Here is a 24,824-nt window from a genome sequence, read left to right on the forward strand (position 1 = left end):
TATGCTTTATAGGCGAATAAAAAGCGAATATCTCTACGAGATGCGCTCTGCTTTGTGACCAACCCTCTCCCCTTACTCGGCTCTGAAGAACCCAGACCGCTCGTGGGCATCGCCCGCCTGGCGGCTGAGGGTGAGTTCATCCAGCCCGGGCACGACGTCGAATTCTTCACCCTCGCAGCCCGCACTCTGCTCAATCGCTGCAATGTGCCGCGGATGCCGTTCACGTGGACCATAAATCCGTACCGCGGCTGTGAATTCGCATGCAAGTATTGTTACGCGCGCTATACCCACGAGTTCATGGAGTTGCGCGATGGCCTCGACTTCGAACGCAAGATCTACGTTAAGCAGCACGCAAGCTGGATGCTGCGGCGCGATCTAAAGAAAGTAAAAGCGGGAGAGCAAATAGCCATCGGCACCGCCACCGATCCCTACCAGCCGGCTGAGCGCCGCTACGGCGTAACTCGCGGCATCATGGAGGAGTTGTCCCGGCATCGCGGACTCGAGCTGGGGATCGTGACCAAATCCAACATGGTATTGCGCGATACTGATGTGCTGCGTGAAATCGCGAAGCACAATCAGCTGTTTGTCAATGTCACCATCACCACCTTGAAGACCGCCCTGGCCCGGATTTTGGAGCCGCGCGCGCCGCGTCCCGATCTGCGACTCGACGCTGTGCGGCAGCTCAACCAGGCGGGTGTACATGCCGGTGTGATTTGCGCGCCCGTGGTGCCGGGGATCACCGATTCCCCTCGCGACCTTGAAGACCTGGTGCGAGCCACCGCCGAGGTCGGGGGAAAGCATATTTACGCCAATCCCTTGTTCCTTAAGCCGTGTTCGGCAAGCGTCTTCCTGCCCTTTCTGCAGAAAGAATTTCCGGAACTGGTGGAGAGCTACCGGCTACGCTATGCCGATCGTGCATTTCTGCCTTCGAGTTACGGCAAACGCATTTCGCAGCTGATGTCCGTACTGCGGAAGAAGTACGGCATCGGATCGGAGTATGGCCGCGGTGGACACCCCACCCACTCTCCTCGCCTGGAGCAAGAACAGATGTCGCTGTTTTAGGACGCTGAGATAGTCAGCTCTTTGCCATCCACTCGGCATACATGCGGTGAAAGGCGTGCACGCATTTTTCCTGCTTCACGCTGTAGCGGCCGCGCTGGTAGCTGCGTGAATGCAGGTTCCTCTGCACAACTTCGCAAATGGCGCCATCTTCTTGCTGCGTCTGGTCGCCTAGCTTGATGCCCTCGGCAACTTCGGGACTCTCAAGCTTGTCCGGCGGGACATACCACTCGAAAATTACCAGCGTGCGTTCCGCTTCCAGGGGTCGAACCATATTGAGCTGCAGGTTCCCAGGATAGAAGTTCAGCATCCAGTTGGGAAAAATCCAGAAGTATGCCGCCACTTCGCTTCCCGCACTCGCGCGATAACTTCGCACACCATTCCCGTCGGTGCGGATTGGAGTCGAGTGTTTGCAGTAATGGCTATATGCCTCGACGACGTACTGGTTGTAATCCACCTCGCGGTTCAGGCTGGGGTGGACGCTGGGCACATGATAACCTTCGAGGTAATTATCAATGTACGTCTTCCAGTTGCATTCCACGACGTACTCCCGTCGCTCACGTAATTTCAACCCGGGCTGCTGGTAGCGTGCCACCTGCTGCGGAAAATCACCGAAGCTCCGCGACAGGGGTCCAGCTTTGTCGTCGAGGTTCACGAACACCAATCCTGCCCATTCCTCGGTCCGCACTGGGCGAAGCCCAAATTCTTGTGGACGGAAATCAGCGACTCCTTCAAACTCCGGCGTGCTGATCAAACCACCATCGAGGCCATAGGTCCATCCGTGATACCCGCAGCGGAAAACTTTGCGTGAACCACAACCTTCCGCAGGCGGGCCGGCCCGGTGACGGCAAACGTTGTAGAAGCCGCGCAGCTTACGGGCCTCGTCACGCGCGAGCAGCAACGGCTCATCCGCAATTTTGGCAGTGAAATAATCGCCCGGCTTCGCCAGTTGATCATGCCCGCCTACAAGCTGCCAGGTGCGCGCGAAGATCCTCTCCTTTTCTTCAAGAAGAGTCCCGCTATCGAAATAAAATTCTGCGGGCAAGGACCAAGCATGGGCGAGATCAGACTCGATCTTCAGAATCGATGAGGCCTGCTTCATGGCCGCTTATTGTATGCCACGGCTCGCGCTATTGACCTAGAACTGGCTTTCCACTAGCGTGCGGAGATTCACGGCACGCTCACCAGCGCTGCCCTGCCGAACCGATGCCCGCATCTCCAATATCACCGAGCCAGATCTCAGGCGCACGCTCGATTTCTTCACGGCCTGCCAGCCATCAGCAGCTGAAGCGCATTGCCCTGGTCCCGTTTGTGGCCCTCCTCTATGGCTACTGCTCCGGTGGACCTTTCGATTTTGAAGCCATGGTTTCAAGGGCAGGCCCGGGCATGGCGCTCATTTTTATTCTCACTGTTCCATTTCTGTTCAGCGTGCCTATCTCCCTGGCTACTGCCGAAATGGCCACCGCTATGCCTGTGGAAGGGGGCTTTTACCGGTGGACGCGAGCTGCCTTTGGCAGCTTTTGGGGCTTTCATTGCGGATGGTGGAACTGGACCGGCACATTTCTCATGAGCGCCTCCTATGGCGTGGCTCTGGCGGACTACATCGGTCAGTTCCACCCGCTAAATAGCCGCTTGGAACACTGGCTGATCGCATTTTCATTTCTCGCGCTGGTCGCATTTCTGAACATCCGCGGAATTCGACTTGTGGGCAATCTCACCCTTGCCCTGCTCCTGGGAGCGCTCATCCCGGTGACAATTTTCGTCGTTAAGGGTTTGGCGCAGGCACGCTTCAATCCGTTTTATCCCATCATGCCCTCGAACCGTTCCTGGCACGATGTGTTTGGAGTTGGATTGGCACTGGGATTGTGGATTTACTCCGGTTACGAACAACTCTCAACCGTCAGCGAAGAAATCGACCAACCGGAGCGCAATTTCCCGCGCGCGCTTGCCATTGTCGTCCCCCTGGCCATGATCACTTTCTTTTTGCCACTCGCCGCCGGACTTGCTGCCTTAGGAAATTGGGAGCAGTGGCAGACCGGATATCTGGTTCGCGCAGCCCGGCTGATCGGCGGGCCGACACTGGAATCAGCCATGTTGGCGGCCGCAGCAGCCTGCACTTTCGTGCTCCTCGATAGCACAGTCCTCTCTGCCAGCCGGCTGCCCTTCACCATGGCTGAAGACGGTTACTTTCATCCTGCATTGGCAAAACTGCATGCACGTTTCGGAACTCCCGCCCGCGCCATCGCGCTCTCCACCGTAATTTGCGCTGTGCTCGCGGTTTTCAGCCTGACGCAACTAATCGCGATTTATGCTTGGCTGCGGAGTGCAACCTCGGTGCTGACCCTCCTCTCGGTATGGCGGTTGCGGCGTATAGCTCCCGACCTGCCGCGAAGATTTCTGATTCCTGGCGGCGCGGCCGGGCTGGCAGCCGTTGTGTTGGTGCCCATCGCGCTCTTTGCCTGGGCACTCATCAACAGCGATCCGCAATCGCGCATTTGGGGCCCGGCATGTCTTGCCCTGGGCCCGGTCGCATACTTTGCATTTGCCCGGCGCAGTCGCCCCAGCCGCTGACGCGAACTTACCACCGCAAGTCCCGATGGTAGACTTGCCTTTGACCCCGCCTCGCCTGACTCGCCGACAATTGCTCTTCGGGGCCGCGGCAGCAACTGCCGCCGGTGGCCTCGCCCTCGCCACCGATGCGGTCACTCTCGGTGCTCACCACCTGGTGGTCGAGCGGGTGGAAGTTCGCCTCCCGCGTCTCCCGGAACGCCTGGACGGCTTCTCGATTGTTCAGTTGAGCGACTTTCACTATGGAGGGTTCAACGAACCGATCATCAGATCCGCAGTATCCCGTACCAACGAATTAGCGCCAGATGTTGTAGTGCTTACCGGGGACTTCGTCAGCCACCCCTATATCGGTGGAAAAGCTCGCCAGGCAGGGCGCAATGCAGAACCCTGCGCCGTTCTTCTATCGGGCTTGCGGGCTCGGCTAGGCGCGTTTGCAGTTTTGGGCAATCATGACGCCACCACCGACCCGGATTTCATCAGCGAGGCTCTAAGCGGACACGGGATTCACGTCCTCCGTAATTCCTCCGTAGCGCTAGAGCGGGACGGTGCCCGCTTGTGGCTAGCCGGCCTGGATGACGTGCTTGAAAGAGATCACGATCCTGACCGCGCACTCTCCAAGATTGCTCGCGGAGAGACGACCCTGCTGCTGGTACACGAACCTGACTACGCCGATGAAGTGGCGCGTCAGCACTTTCGTACCCCCGTGGACTTCCAGATGTCGGGCCACTCCCACGGGGGCCAGATTCGATTCCCTCTGGTTGGTCCCCTGTACTTGCCCCCGCTGGCTGAAAAATACGTTGAAGGCTTGCGCCAGATTGGGCCCATGAAGCTTTACACCAATCGGGGTGTCGGAACCATCGGACTTCCCGCGCGTCTCAACTGCCCGCCAGAAATTACCTTGTTCACGCTTCGCCGTGCAGTATAGGAGAGAAGCGATCCTCTTCAAGCGGCTTTGTGCTCAGGCAACAAGGCTGCGACTTTCTTCAGGTCTGCAATGAACCGCTCTGTCTCGCGATGGCGACTTTCATCATCAGGCGCGCGAAGAATGGAAGAAGGATGGACCGTCGCGGTGATAAACGGGGCCAGCGGCGAGGACAACATCTCGCCTCGATGTTGTGTTACCCGGAAAGTCCGTCCCAGTAACGCCTGGGCTGCAGTAGCACCGAGACAGACGATCACAGTGGGACGGACAACCGCAATCTCCGCATCGAGCCACGGGCGGCAGGCGGCGATTTCCAGTTGATTGGGTTTCTTGTGAATGCGCCGCTTTCCCCGCGGCTCCCACTTGAAGTGCTTGACGGCGTTGGTTACGTAGGTAGCGCGGCGATCAATCCCGGCTTGCTCCAGTGCTTTGTCCAACAGCAAACCAGCCGGACCGACGAACGGGCGACCAGCCAGATCTTCGCGATCACCAGGTTGCTCTCCCACAAACATCACCCGGGCACGCGCACTCCCCTCCCCGAAGACGGTTTGCGTTCCCAGTCGCCATAAGTCGCAAGCGCGACAATGCCGCGCGGCTGCACGCAAGTTCTCCAGCGTCGGTCTCTGCGGAATCAGGGGCGCTGCCGTAAGCTGATTCTTCGTCGTTCTGGCCATTCCTTTCTCTTCAGATGCACTCCGGATTTACCGCGGTGCTTCCGCCGGCTCCATACTCTTCCGTATTGACAATTCTTGTCGAACTAATTTCCCGAACTGGGAGAAGCGCTCATCATCCAGCCATGAACTCTTCTCCCCCTGCCGCTCTCACGTCTTGTAGCGCCACAAAACGAAAGACTTACATTCCAACCCTGAACCCTGCTGGTTAATTCTCGTATGGCACTAAAACTGCCACTATGGGCGGTAGGGGTATTCAAAAGGTGTCCGAACCGACGCTGTCGCGGTGCAGAAGAGCGTCAAGCGCGGGTGAACACCATGGATTTTCGCTACCCGAGCTGCTCATCGTGGTAGCCCTGATTTTAGTTCTTACCGCCATCGTGGTACCTAGTTTCTTTCGGTCGCGAATGGCGGCCAATGAGGCATCTGCAGTGGGTTCCATTCGAAGCATCAACACGGCGGAAGCAACTTACCAGACAGCATACCCCAGTACCGGTTATCCGGCTACGCTGAGCAGTCTTGGAGGCGCGGCGCCTTGTTCGGCTTCGGCGGCCACTGCTTGCCTCCTTGATAACGCCTTGGCCTCCGGTACAAGAACGGGCTACACATTTGTGGCGGTAGGGGCGAATCCCATTGGAACCGCGAACACCACCTACTCAGTTGGAGCTGCGCCACTTGCCTGTGACAAAACCGGGGTGCGGCGCTTCTGCTCGTTGCAGGACCAGGTGATCCGAGTGGATAACAATGCGGGCCAAAGCACCACTCCACCGGATGCACCCAGTTGCTCGGCATTAGCTGCATTGCCCTGATTCAGATCAAGGTCGGCTAAGTACCTGGGGGAGGGTACGAGCCGAGGGGAGCGACGGAGAGATCTGGCGCTCCCCTTTTAATTTCGCCGCAATCTGGTGCGATGACTTCAGTGCACGTACATCCGTGATTATTGGCTGCCCGTTGGCGTTGAATATAATTGAGAAAACGTATTTGACTCAGCTTCTATGGCAGCGATCGAAATTATTGGCTTAGAGAAAACCTACAGCGTAGGATTTTGGCGTAAACAGCTGAAGTACGGATTGTACCCGCTGACTCTGACCGTCGAAAAAGGCGAGTGCTTCGGATACTTGGGCCCGAATGGCGCCGGGAAGACTACCACCCTCAAGCTACTGATGGGCTTGATTTACCCTACAGGCGGCTCTGCCCAGATCCTGGGCATGGACCTCAACGATCCGCGGGTAAAAGCTCAGATCGGATTCTTGCCTGAGCAGCCGTATTTCTACGACTACCTCACGGCGCGCGAACTGCTTGAGTATTGTGCCCACCTTTCAGGCGTTCCCGCCCGCCAGCACAAGCGCCGGGTGGGGGCGGTGTTGGAACGCGTTGGGATAGCGGACTCCGCCAATGTCCAATTGCGAAAATTTTCCAAAGGCATGCTGCAGCGCGTGGGATTGGCCCAGGCGATCCTGCACGATCCCAAGATCGTCTTTTTCGATGAACCGATGTCCGGCTTGGATCCGATGGGTCGGCGCGAAGTGCGGAACCTGATGGAAGGCCTGAAGCACGAAGGCAAAACTATATTTTTCTCTACCCATATACTCTCGGACGCTGAGGCCCTCTGCGATCGAGTGGCGGTCCTCAATAAGGGCAAACTGCGCGGGGTGGGAGTGATTGCCGACCTGACCTCAACCGTCCGCGGCAAAGTGGAAGTGCTCTGGCAAGGCGCCAAGGTGCCGGCGAACATCGAAAAAATCGCTCTCGAGTCACACATCACCGGAGAGATGGTGCGGGCAGTCATTCCCGAAGAAAAACTGGACTCGACCATTGATGCGCTACGACGGTCCGAGCTGCGCCTGGTTTCGGTGACCCCGGTTCGCGCTACGCTGGAAGATTATTTCATTGAGAAGGTGGAGAACCAAGAGGTGATGGCATGAGCAGCCGTATCGTGCACATCGCGTCCAATACTTTTCGCGAGGCGGTCCGCGATCGCGTGCTCTACAACCTGATTGCGTTCGCGGTTCTCATCACGGGTACTTCGGTCCTGGTAGGACAGATCTCCATAGACATCGAAAAGCTCGTGGTTATGAACCTTGGCCTCACCGCGGTTTCACTCTTTGGCTTGGTCATCGCCATCTTCATCGGAATCGGACTGGTCTCAAAGGAAATTGACAAGCGCACTTTGTACACCATCCTGGCCCGGCCAGTGCGCCGATGGGAATTCATTCTCGGCAAATTCTGGGGCCTGGTGGGAACGTTAGTAGTGAACACGTTCTTCATGGCGATCGCAATTTTCGCGGCCTTGCTCTATGTTGCGCATCATTTTGAAAAAACTGACGCGTATCTGCTGGTCGCCTTGTACTTCATCGTTCTGGAGTTCGTCGTAATAACTGCTCTAGCGCTGCTATTCTCGTCGTTTTCGTCGCCCTTGCTCTCAGCCATTTTTGCTTTTGCTCTCTACGTCATCGGAACTTTCGCCGAAGACCTGCGTGGATTTGCCGCGGTGAGTCATGGCCTCACTCGCTGGGTAGCAACCGCTGCCGCCTATGTTGTTCCCAACTTTGCCTCCCTCAATGTGATTTCAAGCGTCGCCCATGCCCAGCCGGTCGCGGGCTCACTGGTGCTCTACAACTCGTTGTACGCCATGCTTTACGCGGCTGCGGCGCTCTGCGGCGCCATGTTGATCTTCGAATATCGTGATTTGAAATGAGAGTCGGCCGGCGTATTCCCATCATTCTTGGTACAGCCATTGCACTATGCCTGGCGCTGGCGGTGTTGACCGTTCGGCAGTTGGACCAGCTTCGGCCTAGCGCCACTTTAGAAGAAGTCCTTTACGTCCCCTCGCCCAAGATTTTAAAGCGCATGACCCTTGGCTATGGGGGCCTGCTGGCGGACATCTATTGGACCCGCGCCGTGCAATATTTCGGCCGTCATCATTTCTTGCGCGCTCGTGAATACAATCTGCTCGCGCCTTTGCTTGAAATCACCACCGCTCTCGATCCTCACTTAATGGTGGCTTACGAATTCGGAGGCATGTTCCTCGCACAGCGCCCGCCGGAGGGCGCCGGCATGCCCGACAAAGCAGTTCAACTGCTTGAGCAAGGCATCACCCAAAACCCGGGAGAATGGAAGCTCTATTACGACTTGGGATTCATCAATGCCACTGAGCGCAAGGACTATGCGGCGGCGGCTAAAGCTTTCGAGCGCGGTTCTGTCGTTCCCGGCGCTCATCCCTGGCTGAAAGTGCTCGCCGCCCATATGGCCGAGCATGGTGGCGATCTGCAGACCGCCCGCTTTATGTGGACGAAGACCTACGAGACCACCCAGGATAAGAGCATTCGTGCCAATGCCGCCGCTCACTTGCGCGCGCTGCAAGTGGACCAGGAAGTTCTTCAACTTGAGGCTATGGCTCGGAAATATCGAGATCTTACCGGCTTTTATCCCGAAAGTTTGGCCCAACTGGTACGTACCGGCTGGCTGCCCGGAATACCCCTCGATCCTATAGGTCACCCTTACCGCTTGGCTCCGGGAGGCCGCGTGGAAGTGGCGGTTCCCGACGATCTTCCCTTCATCACTGAAGGCCTGCCGCCGGGTATGAGCGCACCCGCGCCGAAGAAGCTATCTGAGTAACCTGCCCGAGGGCAGGAGTGCTCCGCGCCACGCGACCTGCTAGCCGCGCCGGCATACACGGGCGGACACTCTTGTCCGCCGCCGTTCAGATTACTATTAAAGAATGAGCTTCCCTTGGGCATTGATCATTCTGCTCATCGCCCCTGCTTTCAACCCAGTAGCAGCGAAGCAACAACCATCCTCTTCGGTGTTGCCCCCGATCCACGAGATTGCCAAGGCAGTAGACCAGCACTACAACCAGCTTCGAACCTTAGTCGCAGAGTTTACTGAGATTTATCAGGGCAACGGCATGTCCCGGGAAGAATCCGGCACATTGTGGCTGAAGAAGCCCGGCAAGATGCGTTGGGAGTACCGCCAGCCCAGGCAGAAACTGTTCATTTCTGACGCAAAAACTGCCTGGTTTTACGTTCCTGGAGAGAGACAGGCCCGTAAGCTGCCAGTGAAGAAACTGGAAGACTTGCGATCGCCTATCGGTTACCTGCTAGGCAAAACAAAGCTGGAAAGGGAGTTCGCTGGGCTTTCGCTGGCGCCGGATGTCTCCCCGATTCACTCGGAAGATTTGGTGCTTCGCGGCGTTCCCAAGTTTATGGAGGGCGTAAGCCAGGTGCTGCTGGAAGTTACTCCCGACCGGAAAATCAACCGGATCGTGGTGGACCTGGAAGATGGTTCGACTACGGAGTATCGCTTGGGCGAGCAAAAGGAAAACATTGTCGTCGGAGATCAGCAGTTTCGTTTTTCGCTTCCACCGGATGTAGAAGTCATTCAGGGCGACCTGGGAGAAAATGCAGATTAGGCAGCACTTTTCAGCCCCGGCAGCCCGGCTTTAGGTGTCAAAGTGAAAGTAGTTGCAATGCTAGACTAGCTTCACAGGGACAATACAAGGAATGTCGGAATTCCTTATCAAAATGGCCGATGAACGCGGCCATTTGCTGCAGCAAGTCGAGACCGGGTACTCCGAGTCCGAGGTCCGTGACCGCTACGCCCAACAGGGCTACCTGGTGTACTGGGTCAAGCCCCGCGGAATCCTGGCGGGCGGAGACGTGTCGTTGTTTCAACGACGCAAGATCAAGCTCGAACAGTTCGTCATTTTTAACCAGCAATTTGTGACCTTGATCAAGGCTGGATTGCCCATCTTGAACTCTCTGGATCTGCTGATACGACGGCAGCGAAACGGCTACTTTAAAACGCTCCTGGAGAACGTGCGCGATCGTGTGAAGAGCGGTGAATTACTCTCCAATTCCTTCGCTGCTCAGGCAGTTTTTCCGAAGCTCTATACCACCACGTTGCTGGCAGGTGAAAAGAGCGGAAATTTGGAAGAAGTTCTGAACCGCTACATTGCTTTTCAGCGGCTGACCATTTCGTTTCGCAAGAAGTTGAAAGCATCACTCGTCTACCCGACATTGCTTGTGGTCATGGTAGTGAGCATGCTGAGCTTCCTGGTCACATATGTGGTGCCTCGCTTCGGTGAGCTCTACCAGAGCGTAGATGCTCAACTGCCGGCCATGACCATGTTCATGGTGGCTTTGGGAACGGGCGCAAGAAAATATTTGTTTCTCTTTATAGGATCGGCCATTGTGCTGGCCGTCCTGCTTTGGCGGTGGAAAAACTCCGAGCGCGGTGCGGACCAGATTGACAGGTTTCTGCTGCATGTCCCCATTGCAGGAGCAGTCTTATTGAAATATCAGGTCGCGAACTTCGCGCGTATTCTGGCCACTTTGCTCACCGGTGGCTTGCCACTCGTTCCAGCCCTTGAAACTGCCGGCGAGTCGGTTGGCAGCAAGCATATCGCCAATGGCATTGTAGAGGCGGCCCGGCGGGTCCGCGAAGGTCTTCCGCTGGCGCGCAGCCTGGAAGAACGGAAGATATTTCCCGATCTGGCCGTCGAAATGATCGAGGTGGGCGAATCCACTGGAGCATTGCCTGCCATGCTTGCCTCAGTAGCCGAGTTCTACGAAGAAGATGTGCAGGCGGGGTTGACGGCAGCGATGTCGCTTATTGAGCCGGTCATCTTGATCTTTATGGGAACAATCGTCGCTTTTGTATTGATTTCATTGTATTTGCCCATTTTCACACTGGGAGCAGGGGGTTTTCACTGAAGCACGGGGGTACCGAAGTGTCCCATCGCTTTCGAGGGCTGCGAGGTACACTTTGAAGGTGGAGTCTTAACATGGCAGAAAAACCACTATTCACAAATGGAGGTAACGGCGGGCGCCTTGCCACCGACATCCAAGGCAGCGAGGAGACTCGGGCGCGCGATGTGGCGCGTCGTTATCGTTGTGAGTACGTGGACTTGCGCGATTTCCAGTTGCACCATGATCTCTTTAAGAAAATCCCTGTCGACCTGATGTTCCGCTACAACTTCATCCCCTTGGACGAAACTGCCGAGGGGCGGTTGGCTATTGCCATCGCCGATCCCAGCCAGCTGATGATGATTGATGAGATCAGCTTGCTGTTGGACAAACGAATCATTACCAAGGTAGCCACGCTCTCCCAGATCAATGACATTCTGAAAAAGACGGAGCAGTCTCAGCGTGTCCTGGAAGAGGCCAGTGAAGGCTTTGCGCTCGACGTTATTCGCGAGGACGAGAGCGGCGACGAAACTATATCCATTGAGCGGCTAACTGCCGAGGGCGACATTAGCCCCATCATCCGGCTGGTGGACACCACTATCTTCACGGCGTTGCAACGGCGTGCCAGCGATATCCACGTCGAAACCCGCGATGACTCGGTAGTGATCAAGTACCGCATTGATGGTGTACTGCAACAAGCCATGAACCCCATCGCCAGAGAACACCACACCACTATCATCTCGCGGATCAAGGTCATGAGCGAGTTGGACATCGCCGAGCGTCGCGTGCCCCAGGACGGCCGTTTTCGCGTGAAATACAACGGACGGCAGATTGACTTCCGGGTTTCCATCATGCCTTCCATACACGGTGAAGATGCCGTGTTGCGCGTGCTGGACAAAGAGTCCATGAGCGAGAAGTTCAAGACCCTGGTGCTCGACGTGGTGGGCTTTAGTGAGGACGACCTGAAGAAGTTTCGCCGTTACATCAAAGAACCGTACGGCATGGTGCTGGTCACCGGACCGACCGGCAGCGGCAAGACAACCACCCTCTATGCGGCCGTGAACGAAATCAAGACCGACGAAGACAAGATCATCACCATTGAAGATCCGGTGGAATATCAAATCCGCGGCATCACTCAGATTCCGGTAAACGAGAAGAAAGGCCTGACCTTCGCCCGCGGGCTGCGCTCGATTTTGCGCCACGACCCGGACAAGATCATGGTGGGCGAAATCCGCGACACAGAAACTGCGCAGATCGCCATCCAATCAGCGCTTACCGGCCACCTCGTGTTTACCACGGTACACGCCAACAATGTTGTGGACGTAATCGGCCGATTTTTGAACATGGGTGTAGAGGCCTACAACTTCGTTTCGGCGCTGAATTGCATTTTGGCGCAGCGGCTAGTGCGTCTGATCTGCGACAGTTGTCGAAAAGAAGTCCGCTACTCAGACGATGAACTGGAAGGCAGTGGCCTGAACCCGCAAGAGTGGCGGGGCGTGATTTTCTACGAAGGCGAGGGCTGCATCGAGTGCTCCGGCACCGGCTTCCGCGGCCGCACTGCCATCCACGAACTGCTGGACCTGAGTGACCGTATCCGTGAAATGATTTTGGCCAAGAAGCCTTCCTCAGAAATCCGCCGAGCAGCCCGTGAGGAGGGCATGCGCTTCTTACGTGAATCGGCCCTCGACAAAGTACGGTCCGGCCTCAGCACGCTGAAGGAGATCAATAAAGTCACGTTTATCGAGACCACACGCTGAAGCCATCCGGCGCGATGAAGCACTTACACCAGACAGCTCGAAGGTTTCGGCTACTCAGGTGCTTCCCAGGCACACACAAAACGTAATGGTGAAACCCTCAGGACGGAGACACGGGCATGGGCAGTAGTTCGAGAGGAAATCGGCCACGCATGGCATGCGAGATTTCGGTGGATCGCATCGTCGCCGGCCGCGCCGCCGAACGCGGTGACACTCTCGATGTGTACACTTCACGCGAACTACCCGAAGGCAGTCTCGCTCCGGACCTGACGGAGGCCAACGTGCTTCGCCGTGAGGTCCTGCGAGACAGCATCGCGGACGCGCTTCAATCCATTGGCGAGCGGTCGCGAGATGTAATCGCTGTCCTGCCAGATTCTTCCGCTCGGGTGGTGCTGCTGGACTTTGAAACTTTGCCGGCCAAGCCCCAGGAGGCAGAAGCCGTTGTCCGTTTTCGGCTCAAGAAGTCTCTTCCTTTCGATGTGGAGCATGCCAAAGTTTCTTACCAGGCACACGTGAGCGGCAAAGGCGTGAGAGTAATTGCCGCCGTCGCGCTCACCAGCGTGATCCAGGAATATGAATCTGCTTTTCGCGAGGCCGGCTACAACCCCGGGGTCATGCTGCCCTCCATGCTTGCCGCCCTTGGCGCTGTGGACGCAGACAAGCCGACCATGGTAGTGAAAGTTGACGCCTTTACCACCAGCATCGCCCTCATGGACGGCTCACAATTGCTGCTCTTTCGTACCCTGGAAAATAGCCGTGGGCTGAATCTCACTGGTGAACAGCTGGCGGAAGAGGTTTATCCCTCGGTAGTATTTTTCCAGGATACTTATCACATGAATATTGAGCGCATCCTGGTGGCGGGATTACCTGATTCCGAGTCTTTCAACGTGCTGCAAAACCAAACTGGAATTGCAGTGGAAGAATTGGTAAGCGCGCGGCGGGTCGCCAATGTAAACGGGAACCTTCCACGCTGGCGTCTGGCCGGCGTCCTGGGGGCACTAGCATCGTAGATGCGAATTGACATAAATCTTTCGAGTCAGCCCTACGAAGACGCGCGACGGTTCTTCCGTCAATGGGTATTGATTCTTACGGCGGCTTCGTTGCTCACCGCAGCGTTGGTGTTTGGGGCCCTGGTGCGACTGAAGGAATGGCGCGTCGAACAGCGCCGTATTCACGACCTGCAGGCGCAGATTGCCCAGGGCAACGGCGAAATTGCGCGCGCCGAAGCCTTCCTCAACCAAGGTGAGAACCGTGACACACGTGACAAGTCCCAGCTTTTAAACGAGTTGATTGCACGCAAGGCTTTCTCCTGGACGCAGGTATTTTCTGACTTGGAACGGCTTATGCCGCCCCGTCTACACGTGCTTTCCATTCATCCGGAACTTACCGCGCAAAATGAGCTGGAGCTCAGACTGGTGGTTGCTGGCGAATCGAGGGAAAGGGCTTTGGCGCTTCTGCGGAAAATGGAACAATCCCCACGTTTTCGCCAGCCCCAGATTCTGCAGGAGAGCAGTGGTGAGGGGCACACCCCGGGCGACAATGTGGAGTTCGCCATCAGTGCGCTTTACGTCCCCCAGGTGCGAACGTTATTGCATTCCTCCCCGGAGGCATCGGCAATGAACGGCAAGCCAAGGGAGGATTGGGGAGGCGGCCTGTGATCGGTAACGTCCGCCAAACTCGGCAACGATTGATCATTGTGCTCGGAGTTTTGCTCTTCGTGGACCTGGCTGCGGGAGTCGTATTACTTTCTCCGGTTGGCCGCTCGCGGCAAGAGGAGATCCAGTCGCTGCAACTCCAGCTCCGGGCCAAGATGCAGCAGGTTCAGCCACTGCGTGGCCTGGACAAAAAAGTGGTAGTCGCCAAAGAGGAGATTGCGGACTTCTATCGCGACCGTCTGCCAGGCCAGTACTCGGATATTTCAGATCGGGTGGGCAAGATGGCGGCACAGAGTAACATCAAAATTGTGCAGGCGAAATACAGCCCACAGGACGTAGAAGCGAGCGGACTGCGTCCCGTGCTCATTGAAGCTGGACTGTCCGGTGACTACGTTCACATAGTGAAGTTCATCAATTCACTGGAACGTGACAAGACCTTATTCATCGTGAACAGCGTGGCCTTGGGCGATGCCCAGGGAGGCACGGTGAAGCTGCAACTGAAAATGGAAACTTATCTCAAGAGTGGAGCCTAGTTGAGAGTCGGAGCCGAGAATCGCAGTAAAGTGATTGCAGCCGGGGGACTAATGCTGCTGGCTGTAGTGCTGTTCGCTCGCATGATATTGGTGGATTCCGGCCCCAGCGCGTCAGCTCCGTTGCCATCCGTTGACGGCACTGCGAACCCGCGCGGAACGAAGACCACTCCTCGGCGGCTCTCTTCCACGTCCAAGACAATGGCAAATGCCAAGAGACAGGCTCCTGCCATGAGCCTGGATCCACGGCTGCGCTTGGATCTGCTGAGAAGCAGCGAAGAAGTCACCTATGCGGGTACGGGCCGCAATATCTTTCTCGCGCAGGAAGAGGCGCCCATTCCCAAGCCGGTGGAATCAGGAAAGGTTTCGGCCCCGCAGCCGCCGCCTGGACCGCCGCCGCCCCCTCCCATTGATTTGAAATTTTTTGGATTTGCCAGCCGTTCGGGTGAACGCAGGAGAGTTTTTCTTTCTGAGGGAGAAGACGTATTTATCGCCGGTGAGGGAGACATCGTTAACCGGCGCTACAAGTTGGCTCGGATCAGCCCCAGCTCGGTGGAGGTTGAAGATGTCCTCAATCCCAACCGGCATCAGAGTATCCCGTTGACTCAAAATCCACAGGGACGCTAGTACACGGTTTTCAATTGCATGCTGGTCAGCAGACAATTTCGCCGGCAACCGAGGGCGGGGAGCAAACACGCCGAAGACGGCTATTTGCTGATGGTACTGCTGCTCTTCATCACCCTTCTGGTGATAGCCAGCGCCGCGGTGGCCCCGCAGCTGGCGATGCAAATTCGCCGAGACCGCGAAGAGGAGATGATCCACCGCGCGGTGCAGTATGCGCGGGCCATCAAGCGCTTCTACAGAAAAAATAACCGGTACCCCACCCGCATCGAGGAACTGGAAAACACTAATAATTTTCGTTTTCTGCGCAAGCGCTACAAAGACCCCATCACCGGCAAGGAGTTTCGCCTGCTCCGTTTCGGCGACGTCAAAATGTTTCCTCAAGGAGTTGCCGGACTGGCGCCAGCCGGAGTTAATGCGCAGGCCCTGGGCGGAGTGGCGGGAGTGGCACAGGCACAAGTGGGAGCGCCCGCGGGTTTTCCCGGGAATGCCGGAGGAATGAATTCTGGTTTCGGAAGTCCCATTGCTCCTGCGAATCCAGGCCTCGGCACACCGCCCGAGCAAGCCGTAGCACCGCAACCGGAAGCCGAGCAGGACCCTCGCGCCGCTGGCGGCGCCAGTGCCAACTCAGATGAACCGCAGGAGATGAAGGGGCCCATCTCCGGTCAGCCGCCAAATGCTGCCGGACCTCAAAATGCGATAGACGGACAGAATCCGGCAAATCAGGTTTTTGGCGGAGGCCCTGTGGTCGGAGTAGCCAGTACCAGCCATAAGGTAAGTGTTCGGGAGTTTAACAAGAAGCGCCACTACAATGAATGGCAGTTCATTTACGACCCGAGCTCAGACCGCGGGGGCCTGCTTAATGGCCCGGTCCAACCCGGCGGGACTGGTGTGGGAATTGCCGGCGCAAATCAGAATCTGCAGAACCAGGGCATGCAGAATCCCGCTGGACAAAACCCCAATGCGAATCCGGGAATGCAAAACCCTGGAGGGATGACCGGAAATCCTCAGATGCCCGGCCCAGGTCAACCCCAGATGCCACCTGAGCAGTAAGCGTTTAAAGAGTATCAGCGGCACACGACTTGGTAGGGCGGACAGTCTTGTCCCCCACTTTTCACCCAGCAAAAAGCCCCACGCGTGTGGGGCTTTCTCAAATTCAGATTTACGATTTCTACACGTTGAAAGAAGATCCGCAGCCGCAGGTGCTCTTCACGTTGGGATTTTCGAATTTGAAGCCTGCACCCTCAAGCGTTTCGAGGTAATCAACCGAGCAGCCATTCAGGTACATAAGCGAGGTCGCATCCACGAAGACCTTCAGATCGTCAAAGTTGTAAACCTTGTCCATCATTCCCGGACTGTTCTCGAACGACATTGAGTAGGAGAAACCGGAGCATCCCCCTCCCACCACTCCCACGCGCAAACCCGCAGGTACGGGGTTCTGCTGGGCCATGATCTCTTTAACTTTCTTGATGGCATTAGGGGTCAGGCTCAGCGGCGCTGCCTTTGGGGTAACGTTCGGGATCGTTGTGGTCGCCATTTATATCTCCTTGAAACGGTTAGCTTACAAATTATAACAAATCGGCCTGAGCGGCATATTGACTTCGTATGCAACGCTGCAGCCGCTTGTGGCTCAACTACTTAGATGATCCAGTGAGCAAAAAGTAGCGGGCATTGGCCCCGCATTGCTTTTCGCCCCAAGACCGGGATTAAGTAGATTATTGCCGTTCACAATTGGGCAACACAAACCGAAAACAGGGCTATAATGCGGTCGCCCCCTATCTTGGTCCCGGGCGGCCTGTCCGGGGACGCGCCGGGTCGAACCTAGGCGGAGCAGCTCTGAATTTTAGTGAGGTGGCACTATGTCTCCTCTGCTTTGGCTGCTGACGGTGTGGGGTATCCTCACAGCCATCTTGATTGTGCTCCTGATCTATCGCAGCACCCTCACCATGCGTGAAGAGGAACAGCTCTTTCTGGATGAAGCAGAATCCCATATGCAGCAAGAGCAAATGGAACTCATCAGCCGGGTGAACAAGGTCAATCCTCTGGTTCGAGCATTTGGCGCGGCTTCGGGATTGTTGATCCTGGTAATCGCGGCGATGTGGATATATCAGGGCTTGACCATGCAGTAATGCAGGTCGGCCGCCGTTAGCCACGTTCCCAATGCGTAAGAAAAGAGTGTGCTTTAAAAATGCCTCCTGCGGGAGGCATTCTCTTTTGCGATTTGAGGCGTTTCGCACCAAGGTCGCTGGCCGGACGGACACTGGCCTCCCGCCGCTGTTCCTGCGTTTTTCCGCCCCTGCAAAGATGCGCGTAGACTCGAACCAAGAGAAAGATCATGCTCGTATCTGACGACGATCGAACGCTCGACTACTCGACTCAGCGCCGTTTTCCAAGGTATCCAGTGGATCGCCCACTCTATGCCGTGCTGAATTGGCCCGATACTCCCACCATGACTGTCTCCGGACGATGCCATGTGATTGGCGAAGGCGGCGTCGGCGCCGTCATGTCCCAGCAGTTCCGCCTGGGTGAGGTCGTCTATCTTCAACTTAAGGACGGGCTACGCGTGTATGCCGCGGTCCGCAGCCAAAGAGGATTCGCCCACGGCTTCGAATTCGTGCTGTTGCGCGACGCGCAGCGCCATTCCATCCGGCAACTATGCGGCTCTGCTTCTTCTTAGCCCAGGCCTCCCCTCTAGAAATATTCGTTTCCCGCGGGTTGCGTCCAAAGGACAATAATCTGGAGAAATCGGTTAGCCCGAGTCGATAATTCACCTACCTATCAAAGACTGCACCACTACCAGAAAGCAGCCAGGATTGGGCGTCGTCGCGTTTGCGGCTATAATGCTCGGCCAGCCGCGGGACAGGCGAATGAACGAACTTCACAAAGTGATCGGCGGGTTTCCAAAGCGAGTGGAGTGCTGTGCCGGAGTTTTTCTGAATCCACGACTCATTCAGGCATCTGGGGTCGTGAGCGTTCGATCGGTCGTATCGATAAGCACGGAGAAACATCACGCTCAAGCGAACATTAAAAACGTGGTCTAAAAGCCGATAATGGCCAAGTTCGGAAATACTGACCCAAACTGTAACGCGGGTGCTGCCAAAAAGGGCAAGGCGGAAATGCTCTCTATTGACAGCCGGGATCGAAATTCGTCCTCAGCGAGCCCACCAAAACTGTCGTACACCGAACTGAGTGATCTCCCGGATGAGCCCCTGGTTGCTTCGATGCTGTCAGGACAAGATGAGGCCCTGGGAGTCATTTACGACCGTTACTTCCGCCTGGTCTTCGCGGTGTGCTGGAAGATCGTGCGCAACAAAGAAGAAGCAGAAGATATCATGCAAAACGTTTTCCTTGAATTTTATAAGTCTGCAGCCAAGTACGATCGCACTCGAGGCCCCGTCAAGGTCTGGCTGTTGCAAATTGCTTACCACCGCAGCCTGACGAAACGACAGCACCTTCACGCCAAAATGTTCGCGGAAAGCACCCTGGAAAATGTTATCGCGGATGAGAGCCGTTTACAGAACAGCGGAACGCGAGCCGCCCATTGCCTAACGAATGATGAGTCCAGTCATTTGGTTGATCAAGCGTTGAAGAGTCTCGATGACGCCCAGCGCGAAACAATCTGTTTGGCATTTTTTGAAGGCTTGTCATTAAAGGAAATAGCAAGAATAACCAATCAATCTTTTGGCAACGTAAGGCACCACTACTATAGAGGGCTTAAGAAGCTCAGGTCACTGATCGTGCCAAAAAACACCAGTCAATCACAGAAACTCGTTTTGGAGGGTACCCTCGATGCTAAACCATGAATACTTCGAGGAACTGTGCGCCTTGTGGACGCTTGGACAAATCTCGGAGGATGAAGCGAATGCCTTGTCCCGCCACCTGGCAAATTGCTCCGATTGCCGCGACTCTGAGGTGAAATTCAGGATGACGCTGACAGAGTTGGTTCGAGCTGATAAAAGCCAGGAACTTGAATTCTTTGGAAACGATTTTGGAGCCAGTGAATTGCGCACGAGATTCGTGGATCGAGCCCGCAAGGAAGGAATTGTTATTGGCGATCCGCCTAAAACCACTTCTCCTGAAGCCAGGTCTCCTGCAGGTTTCTGGCGAGTTGATGCATGGCGGGCATTCGTCCGAGTGAGTTTAGCTCTGTCGGGAGCAGCAGCTTTGATACTTGCCGCATATCTTTTCGGTGTCAGGGCGCGTCCATCAAGACAAGACGCGCCTCTCGCAAGCCGGGCAGGCAGTGAGCAAGTATCAGCAGTTCGTGCGGGGCCGCCACCATCATGGCAACGCGAAGAACAGCTGCGGAACGAGCTCCTGGCCCTTCAACGCCAAAAAGAAAATTCGGACCGGGCCCTTTTGGCGCTGCGAAGAAGCCTCAACAGCAAAACCGAAGAAGCTAAGGACCTGGAGCTGAAATTACATCAGGCGGCCGCTTCTCTCGCCACGTTGGAAGCGATACAGAGAACAGATTCCGAATTGCTGGCCGACGCTCAAAGAGAGCTGGAAGGATTACGGACGCAGAGGCAGCAAGCCCTCTCTTTTGAATCCGCGCAACAAGGCAGGATCACTGAACTCTCTGACCGCGCCAGACAGCTGGAGGAAAAGTTAGACCGTGAACGTGAACTCCTGGCATCTGACCGGTTGATTCGCGAACTCATGAGCGCCCGAAATCTGCACATTATCGATGTACACGATTTAGATAAGAGCGGCAAGAATAAGAAGGCCTTTGGACGAGTGTTCTACACGGAAGGGGAGTCTCTTATCTTTTATGCTTACGACCTGGGCGATCCGCACCCGCAGAATGCAAAATCTTTCCAGGTTTGGGGGCAACAGGATCAGGCCGACGACTCGGCGCGAAGCCTCGGCATTTTGTACCTCGATGACCATTCCCAGCGACGTTGGGTGCTTAAAGTGGATGATCCAGGATTACTGCGAGAGATTGACTCTGTTTTTGTCACCGTAGAACCATATGGAGGAAAGAAGCAACCCTCCGGCAAGAAATTGCTATACGCGTTTTTGAACAATCAACCGAATCATCCATAGGTTGAGAGAAATATTAAAATTTGTTCAGCTTCACGCTGAACAAATTAGGGGGTGGCGAGCAGCCGCCCCATTTTTCTTTTTGTCCGCATTTCCTTTGGTACAAATTTCCCCATACGAAGGAATACTGTGAATAACGGGCTCAGAGGTCCCTCGAATGCAGCGGTGGCGTACATTCCATTCGCTTGTCTGTCTTCTCTTGCTGATTGTGCTCCCGCGTCCCGTCATGGGGCAAAGCGAAAGGGCCGTGATAACGGGGCGTGTCACAGATCCGTCAGGCGCAGTCATAGCCGGCGCGGAGGTTATCGCCACGGAGATCGGAACCAATCGCTCTGTATCAACCATAACCACCAAAAAGGGCCGATATGTATTAGCGGACCTCCAGCCGGGGCGCTATCGAATCGTGGTGGTGAAGGACGGCTTCCGTCAGACGGTAGGCACAAGAATTTCATTGCGTGTGCAGGACAACATCGCGCAAAACTTTGAATTGCAGGTCGGCTCCGTAGCAGAATCGGTTACCGTTGTAGCCACGCAAGAGAATTTCCAGCAGTCCCCTGCTGTCGGAACGGTAATCGATCGCGGCCTGGTTGAAAATATTCCGCTCAACGGCCGAACGTTCCAGGCATTGATTGCTCTCGTCCCAGGTGTGGTGACAGCGAAAGCAGACAGTAATAATCCGGGGCAGTTCAGCGTAAACGGGCAGAGAACGAACGCCAATACCATTTCCATCGATGGAGTCAGCGCGAATGTGGCCGCCGATACTTCGATCGGGCTAGGTCAAGCCGCGGGAGGCTCATTGCCATCCCTCACGGCACTGGGCACGACAAGCAACCTGGTCTCGGTTGACGCTCTCTCGGAATTTAAGGTTCAAACATCGGCTTTCAGCCCGGAATTTGGTCATACCCCGGGCGGTCAAATTTCAATTGTCACGCGCTCTGGCACCAATGCGTATCACGGGACGGCGTTTGAATATTTTCGGAATGAAGCTCTCGATGCAAACGACTGGTTCAGCAACCATCTCGGTCTCCATAAGGCGCCTTTGCGGCAACACGATTTTGGAGGCGTTTTCGGCGGGCACATCGTAAAGGATCGGACCTTCTTTTTCGCTTCCTATGAACAATTGACCCTGCGGCTCCCGCAAACCAAGACCTCAAAGGTCCCTTCCCTGGCCTCGCGGGCCGCCGCGAGTCCTGAACTGAAGCCTTGGCTGGATGCCTATCCGCTCCCGAACGGACCCGATACGATCAATGGCGAAAGTGTTTTTGCCGCGAACTACGCCGATCCGTCGGTAGTTCACGCCGGAAGTATCCGAGTGGATCAAACAATCCCCGAGCATGGTTCTTTCTTCGTGCGCTACAACTCCGCGCCATCCAGCAGTTCCCGGCGCCGCTCTGCAATGAGTGATGTTGTGGACTCCATAGTGGATACGCAAACCCTCACCGGCGGCTATACCTGGACGCTGAACGCAACCCTCGGAATCGATGTGCGCATGAACTACAGCCGAGTTCGGGGAGCGAATACGTTCGCCGTAGACAATTTTCATGGCGCCAAGCCACCGGCAGACTCGGTCATTTTTCCGCCGTTCACTTCGAGAGCCCATGCCTTGGTGGAGTTCATCCCGTTTGGCGCCAACGACCTGGCATCTGGAACCCTCGCCAGCAACCTGCAAAGGCAGATCAATTTGGTCGCCAATGTGAACGTAATCAAGCGCGAGCACCAACTAAAGTTCGGCGTGGATTATCGGAGGCTTTTCCCTGTTTCTGGTCCCGCCAGTTACCTGCAGCAGGCAGTTTTTTACAACGGCACTGCGGGTGCCCTCACGGGAATCGCCGATTCCGTGGAAGTGGACGCTTTCGCGGCCAACCTTTCCCCGCGATATTTGAGTTTGGGTCTGTATGCGGTGGACGTTTGGATGCCCTCTCCTCGATTTACCCTGACATACGGTTTACGTTGGGAGCTCGAACCGCCCCCCACCGAGGCAAGCGGCAAAAATCCCATCACACTGCAGGGCGTGGATAGCCCAGCGACGATCCGCGTCGCGCCGCCCAACACCCCGCTCTACCAAACGACCTATGACAACTTTGCGCCAAGAATCGGAGCGGCCTATCACCTTTCCGAAAGAAAAGGAACGGAGTCCATCCTCAGAGGAGGCTTTGGTCTATTTTACGATCTCGGTAACTCCTCTACTGCGGGCGGTTTAACGAATCTGCCGTATTCCGCTTCCAAGTTCTTCGACAATGTTCATTTTCCGCTCAGTCTAACCGACGCAGCGCCACCTTCACTCGTGAATTCTGGCCCGCCGTTTGGATTCGTCCAGGCTTCGGACCCACACTTGAAATTACCCAGGTCATACCAGTGGAACGTCGCTCTGGAGCAGGCCATCGGAGCAAGTCAAGGTATCACGGCCACCTACGTAGGCACGGTGGGACGAAGACTTCTTCGCCGGGAGTTAATCATTGCACCGAACCCGGATTTCGGTTTCGTCGCTATCACGCGGAATGCCGCCACTTCCGACTACCATGCTTTGCAGCTTCAGTTCGAACGCCGGCTCGTAAATGGTCTGCAGATACTGTCGTCCTATACCTGGGCTCATTCGATTGATCTGGCTTCGGAGGATTCGTCAAATCTGGCTGGGGTAGGCGCTCTCAATCCGAACATTGATCGAGGTTCTTCCTCGTTTGATGTTCGGCACGCATTTAATGCTGCCGCCACTTATGACATTCCGGCTCCGCATGTCAGCTCGGCGATCCACCACATACTGAAAGGCTGGTCCGTAGCCCCAACATTTACTGCCAGGTCCGCGACACCGGTCAATATCGTTACTGGTGACCCCACCGGTGCCGGAATTATCGGAGTTCAGATTTTCGGATTGCAACGCCCGGATGTGGTCCCGAATGTTCCCTTTTATGTCCACGATCCGCAAGCTCCAGGCGGAAGAAGAATAAACAGCAACGCGTTTGCATTGCCTCCCGATACCAGGCAGGGAACCCTTGGCCGCAATGCGCTTCGTGGCTTGGCGATGTATCAGCTTGATCTTGGGTTCGCCCGGCGATTTGAGCTCACGGAAAAGCTGGCGCTGCAGTTCCGGGGTGAGCTTTTTAACATCTTCAACCATCCAAATTTCGCCGACGTCGGATTTGATACGGTGAATTCCAGCATTTTGTATAACGGTCTTTCCCCAAGTGGTGGACCCCTTCCAAATCCCTTCTTTGGTGTTCCATCTCAAATGCTCGGCCGAAGCTTGGGGAGCGGGGGCCAGGAAGGAGGTTTGAATCCGCTGTACCAGGTTGGAGGGCCGCGCTCCATCCAACTCGCTTTGAAATTGCAATTTTAGAAGGCGCACTAAATACCACCTTACGAATAATGGAGAGGGAAAAAGGACATGTCTCGAACAAGAATGTTGGCCGTAGCCGTATCGTTGGTTTGCCTCGTTAGCTTCGGTTTGCTCACCAGAGTTGTGGCACAGGAAGCAGAGCATGCAGTTAAATTTGAAGAGCTACCTAAGGCTGTGCAACAAACAGCGACCGCACAGTTAAAGGGAGCGACGGTACGCGGATATACCGCGGAAACAAATAAGATCGGCCACGTACACTATGAGATGGAAACGGTCACGGCGGCGGGCTTGACTCGCGATCTTCTCATCGAGTCAACGGGCGGGGTCCTCAGCATCGAAGAAGAAGTCAAAATGGACTCGAATGAGGTTCCGGCAACGGTTCGGGAAACACTGCAGAAATACGTGAAAGGCATCAACGGCTCGGTTGCCAAACTTGAACGAGTCACGAAAGCCGACGGGACGGTCCTAGGGTACGACGCAGATATTCAGTCGGAAGTGACACTGAATCCGGACGGCGCCATTAAGAAAGCTGCACCTCCAGCCAACTAATATCAGCATACAGGAAAAGGTGACGGCCTAACCGGTCAGCTTTTCTGGCAGCTTTTGGTGCTTGTGAATTCGCGGCCAGGCGCGAATTCACAAGCGGTTTCGTGTGGGATCCTCTCCTCTTAACTGGAACGCTGTCCACCAAAGCCATTGCCCCCGGAATTAATGTAGTAGCTTTCTCTGCCAATCCAACGTTTGACGCTTCTCTCGGCAATTCTCAAAAGATTGTATTGATGGGAACCGTGGCGAGTTCGAATTTGACCAATCCGGTAGCAGGTGAGCAGCTTAACTTTGTTGTTTGCCAGGACGGAGCTGGCGGCCACACGTTCACTTTCCCCAGCAACTTTCGTTCGCCGTCTGGGCCTGCGCCGAAGCTACTTGGAACGGCGGCAAACACCTGCACTCTCGGAGCGTTCCTGGTAGATTCCGACGGC

Annotated in this window: 24 protein-coding genes and 1 pseudogene; 22 read left to right on the top strand and 3 right to left on the bottom strand. The window is 55.7% G+C overall.

Annotated features, from left to right (window positions below; genetic code table 11):
• Positions 1–54 precede the first annotated feature (54 nt).
• Complete coding sequence (locus tag VFA76_11265) at positions 55–1,062, top strand: radical SAM protein (protein HZR32416.1); 1,008 nt, start codon at positions 55–57, stop codon at positions 1,060–1,062.
• 13 nt (positions 1,063–1,075) lie between these two features.
• On the opposite strand, the gene VFA76_11270 is transcribed toward VFA76_11265, so the two are convergent.
• On the bottom strand, positions 1,076–2,161 hold the full coding sequence (locus VFA76_11270) for an aromatic ring-hydroxylating dioxygenase subunit alpha (protein ID HZR32417.1): 1,086 nt from the start codon (positions 2,159–2,161) through the stop codon (positions 1,076–1,078).
• 104 nt (positions 2,162–2,265) lie between these two features.
• Here VFA76_11270 and VFA76_11275 point away from each other — a divergent pair, with 104 nt between their 5' ends.
• Positions 2,266–3,630, top strand: coding sequence for an APC family permease (locus VFA76_11275; GenBank protein HZR32418.1), 1,365 nt, complete (start codon positions 2,266–2,268; stop codon positions 3,628–3,630).
• Positions 3,631–3,655: 25 nt separating this feature from the next.
• Positions 3,656–4,552, top strand: coding sequence for a metallophosphoesterase (locus tag VFA76_11280; GenBank protein HZR32419.1), 897 nt, complete (start codon positions 3,656–3,658; stop codon positions 4,550–4,552).
• 17 nt (positions 4,553–4,569) lie between these two features.
• Here VFA76_11280 and VFA76_11285 read toward each other — a convergent pair whose 3' ends face one another.
• Positions 4,570–5,223 (bottom strand): UdgX family uracil-DNA binding protein, encoded by a 654-nt coding sequence (locus VFA76_11285; GenBank protein HZR32420.1) that lies wholly within the window; start codon positions 5,221–5,223, stop codon positions 4,570–4,572.
• A 236-nt stretch (positions 5,224–5,459) separates the two neighbouring features.
• Here VFA76_11285 and VFA76_11290 point away from each other — a divergent pair.
• From VFA76_11290 to VFA76_11350, 13 genes and pseudogenes are all read left to right on the top strand, one after another.
• A pseudogene (locus VFA76_11290) lies at positions 5,460–5,599 on the top strand (prepilin-type N-terminal cleavage/methylation domain-containing protein).
• A 52-nt stretch (positions 5,600–5,651) separates the two neighbouring features.
• Positions 5,652–6,029 (top strand): prepilin-type cleavage/methylation domain-containing protein, encoded by a 378-nt coding sequence (locus VFA76_11295; GenBank protein ID HZR32421.1) that lies wholly within the window; start codon positions 5,652–5,654, stop codon positions 6,027–6,029.
• Positions 6,030–6,215: 186 nt separating this feature from the next.
• Complete coding sequence (locus tag VFA76_11300; protein ID HZR32422.1) at positions 6,216–7,145, top strand: ABC transporter ATP-binding protein; 930 nt, start codon at positions 6,216–6,218, stop codon at positions 7,143–7,145.
• Positions 7,142–7,918: an ABC transporter permease gene (locus tag VFA76_11305; protein HZR32423.1), complete on the top strand. Its 777-nt coding sequence runs from the start codon at positions 7,142–7,144 to the stop codon at positions 7,916–7,918. The genes VFA76_11300 and VFA76_11305 overlap by 4 nt, the downstream gene beginning before the upstream one ends.
• Entirely contained in the window at positions 7,915–8,838 is a 924-nt protein-coding gene (locus VFA76_11310) for a hypothetical protein (GenBank protein HZR32424.1), read from the top strand. Before VFA76_11305 ends, VFA76_11310 begins: the two co-directional genes overlap by 4 nt.
• Positions 8,839–8,941: 103 nt before the next feature.
• Complete coding sequence (locus tag VFA76_11315) at positions 8,942–9,631, top strand: outer membrane lipoprotein carrier protein LolA (GenBank protein HZR32425.1); 690 nt, start codon at positions 8,942–8,944, stop codon at positions 9,629–9,631.
• Positions 9,632–9,722: 91 nt separating this feature from the next.
• Positions 9,723–10,934, top strand: a complete 1,212-nt coding sequence (locus VFA76_11320; protein ID HZR32426.1) for a type II secretion system F family protein — start codon at positions 9,723–9,725, stop codon at positions 10,932–10,934.
• A 71-nt stretch (positions 10,935–11,005) separates the two neighbouring features.
• Positions 11,006–12,664, top strand: coding sequence for a GspE/PulE family protein (locus tag VFA76_11325; protein HZR32427.1), 1,659 nt, complete (start codon positions 11,006–11,008; stop codon positions 12,662–12,664).
• Positions 12,665–12,813: 149 nt separating this feature from the next.
• Positions 12,814–13,671 carry a hypothetical protein gene (locus tag VFA76_11330; protein HZR32428.1) on the top strand — a complete coding sequence of 286 codons (858 nt, stop codon included), beginning with the start codon at positions 12,814–12,816 and terminating at the stop codon, positions 13,669–13,671.
• Positions 13,672–14,319, top strand: a complete 648-nt coding sequence (locus VFA76_11335; GenBank protein HZR32429.1) for a PilN domain-containing protein — start codon at positions 13,672–13,674, stop codon at positions 14,317–14,319.
• Complete coding sequence (locus VFA76_11340) at positions 14,316–14,849, top strand: hypothetical protein (protein HZR32430.1); 534 nt, start codon at positions 14,316–14,318, stop codon at positions 14,847–14,849. The genes VFA76_11335 and VFA76_11340 overlap by 4 nt, the downstream gene beginning before the upstream one ends.
• A complete protein-coding gene (locus VFA76_11345) occupies positions 14,850–15,473 on the top strand; it encodes a hypothetical protein (protein HZR32431.1) in 624 nt (207 codons plus the stop codon).
• 18 nt (positions 15,474–15,491) lie between these two features.
• The gene (locus VFA76_11350; GenBank protein HZR32432.1) at positions 15,492–16,520 is read left to right on the top strand and encodes a hypothetical protein; all 1,029 of its coding nucleotides are present in this window, start codon (positions 15,492–15,494) and stop codon (positions 16,518–16,520) included.
• A gap of 118 nt (positions 16,521–16,638) precedes the next feature.
• Here VFA76_11350 and VFA76_11355 read toward each other — a convergent pair whose 3' ends face one another.
• The gene (locus VFA76_11355) at positions 16,639–17,004 is read right to left on the bottom strand and encodes an iron-sulfur cluster assembly accessory protein (protein ID HZR32433.1); all 366 of its coding nucleotides are present in this window, start codon (positions 17,002–17,004) and stop codon (positions 16,639–16,641) included.
• Positions 17,005–17,326: 322 nt separating this feature from the next.
• Between VFA76_11355 and VFA76_11360 the strand changes: the two genes are divergently transcribed.
• The 6 genes from VFA76_11360 (at position 17,327) to VFA76_11385 (ending at position 24,393) form a co-directional block, all read left to right on the top strand.
• A complete protein-coding gene (locus tag VFA76_11360) occupies positions 17,327–17,596 on the top strand; it encodes a hypothetical protein (GenBank protein ID HZR32434.1) in 270 nt (89 codons plus the stop codon).
• 206 nt (positions 17,597–17,802) lie between these two features.
• Positions 17,803–18,144 (top strand): PilZ domain-containing protein, encoded by a 342-nt coding sequence (locus VFA76_11365; GenBank protein HZR32435.1) that lies wholly within the window; start codon positions 17,803–17,805, stop codon positions 18,142–18,144.
• Positions 18,145–18,517: 373 nt separating this feature from the next.
• Positions 18,518–19,270 carry a sigma-70 family RNA polymerase sigma factor gene (locus VFA76_11370; protein ID HZR32436.1) on the top strand — a complete coding sequence of 251 codons (753 nt, stop codon included), beginning with the start codon at positions 18,518–18,520 and terminating at the stop codon, positions 19,268–19,270.
• Positions 19,257–20,513 carry a hypothetical protein gene (locus VFA76_11375; GenBank protein HZR32437.1) on the top strand — a complete coding sequence of 419 codons (1,257 nt, stop codon included), beginning with the start codon at positions 19,257–19,259 and terminating at the stop codon, positions 20,511–20,513. Before VFA76_11370 ends, VFA76_11375 begins: the two co-directional genes overlap by 14 nt.
• Before the next feature lie 154 nt (positions 20,514–20,667).
• Positions 20,668–23,844 (top strand): TonB-dependent receptor, encoded by a 3,177-nt coding sequence (locus tag VFA76_11380; protein HZR32438.1) that lies wholly within the window; start codon positions 20,668–20,670, stop codon positions 23,842–23,844.
• 48 nt (positions 23,845–23,892) lie between these two features.
• Positions 23,893–24,393, top strand: coding sequence for a hypothetical protein (locus VFA76_11385; GenBank protein HZR32439.1), 501 nt, complete (start codon positions 23,893–23,895; stop codon positions 24,391–24,393).
• The last annotated feature ends 431 nt before the right edge of the window (positions 24,394–24,824 follow it).

It is taken from the genome of Terriglobales bacterium (assembly GCA_035651655.1).
GTDB lineage: Bacteria > Acidobacteriota > Terriglobia > Terriglobales > Acidobacteriaceae > DASRFG01.

What these genes read in the sequence shown, in the direction of transcription:
- VFA76_11270 (HZR32417.1), bottom strand. Translation starts at nt 2,161, where the DNA reads ATGAAGCAGGCCTCATCGATTCTGAAGATCGAGTCTGATCTCGCCCAT.
- VFA76_11275 (HZR32418.1), top strand. Translation starts at nt 2,266, where the DNA reads ATGCCCGCATCTCCAATATCACCGAGCCAGATCTCAGGCGCACGCTCG.
- VFA76_11280 (HZR32419.1), top strand. Translation starts at nt 3,656, where the DNA reads ATGGTAGACTTGCCTTTGACCCCGCCTCGCCTGACTCGCCGACAATTG.
- VFA76_11285 (HZR32420.1), bottom strand. Translation starts at nt 5,223, where the DNA reads ATGGCCAGAACGACGAAGAATCAGCTTACGGCAGCGCCCCTGATTCCG.
- VFA76_11300 (HZR32422.1), top strand. Translation starts at nt 6,216, where the DNA reads ATGGCAGCGATCGAAATTATTGGCTTAGAGAAAACCTACAGCGTAGGA.
- VFA76_11305 (HZR32423.1), top strand. Translation starts at nt 7,142, where the DNA reads ATGAGCAGCCGTATCGTGCACATCGCGTCCAATACTTTTCGCGAGGCG.
- VFA76_11310 (HZR32424.1), top strand. Translation starts at nt 7,915, where the DNA reads ATGAGAGTCGGCCGGCGTATTCCCATCATTCTTGGTACAGCCATTGCA.
- VFA76_11315 (HZR32425.1), top strand. Translation starts at nt 8,942, where the DNA reads ATGAGCTTCCCTTGGGCATTGATCATTCTGCTCATCGCCCCTGCTTTC.
- VFA76_11320 (HZR32426.1), top strand. Translation starts at nt 9,723, where the DNA reads ATGTCGGAATTCCTTATCAAAATGGCCGATGAACGCGGCCATTTGCTG.
- VFA76_11325 (HZR32427.1), top strand. Translation starts at nt 11,006, where the DNA reads ATGGCAGAAAAACCACTATTCACAAATGGAGGTAACGGCGGGCGCCTT.
- VFA76_11330 (HZR32428.1), top strand. Translation starts at nt 12,814, where the DNA reads ATGGCATGCGAGATTTCGGTGGATCGCATCGTCGCCGGCCGCGCCGCC.
- VFA76_11335 (HZR32429.1), top strand. Translation starts at nt 13,672, where the DNA reads ATGCGAATTGACATAAATCTTTCGAGTCAGCCCTACGAAGACGCGCGA.
- VFA76_11350 (HZR32432.1), top strand. Translation starts at nt 15,492, where the DNA reads ATGCTGGTCAGCAGACAATTTCGCCGGCAACCGAGGGCGGGGAGCAAA.
- VFA76_11355 (HZR32433.1), bottom strand. Translation starts at nt 17,004, where the DNA reads ATGGCGACCACAACGATCCCGAACGTTACCCCAAAGGCAGCGCCGCTG.
- VFA76_11360 (HZR32434.1), top strand. Translation starts at nt 17,327, where the DNA reads ATGTCTCCTCTGCTTTGGCTGCTGACGGTGTGGGGTATCCTCACAGCC.
- VFA76_11365 (HZR32435.1), top strand. Translation starts at nt 17,803, where the DNA reads ATGCTCGTATCTGACGACGATCGAACGCTCGACTACTCGACTCAGCGC.
- VFA76_11370 (HZR32436.1), top strand. Translation starts at nt 18,518, where the DNA reads ATGGCCAAGTTCGGAAATACTGACCCAAACTGTAACGCGGGTGCTGCC.
- VFA76_11375 (HZR32437.1), top strand. Translation starts at nt 19,257, where the DNA reads ATGCTAAACCATGAATACTTCGAGGAACTGTGCGCCTTGTGGACGCTT.
- VFA76_11380 (HZR32438.1), top strand. Translation starts at nt 20,668, where the DNA reads ATGCAGCGGTGGCGTACATTCCATTCGCTTGTCTGTCTTCTCTTGCTG.
- VFA76_11385 (HZR32439.1), top strand. Translation starts at nt 23,893, where the DNA reads ATGTCTCGAACAAGAATGTTGGCCGTAGCCGTATCGTTGGTTTGCCTC.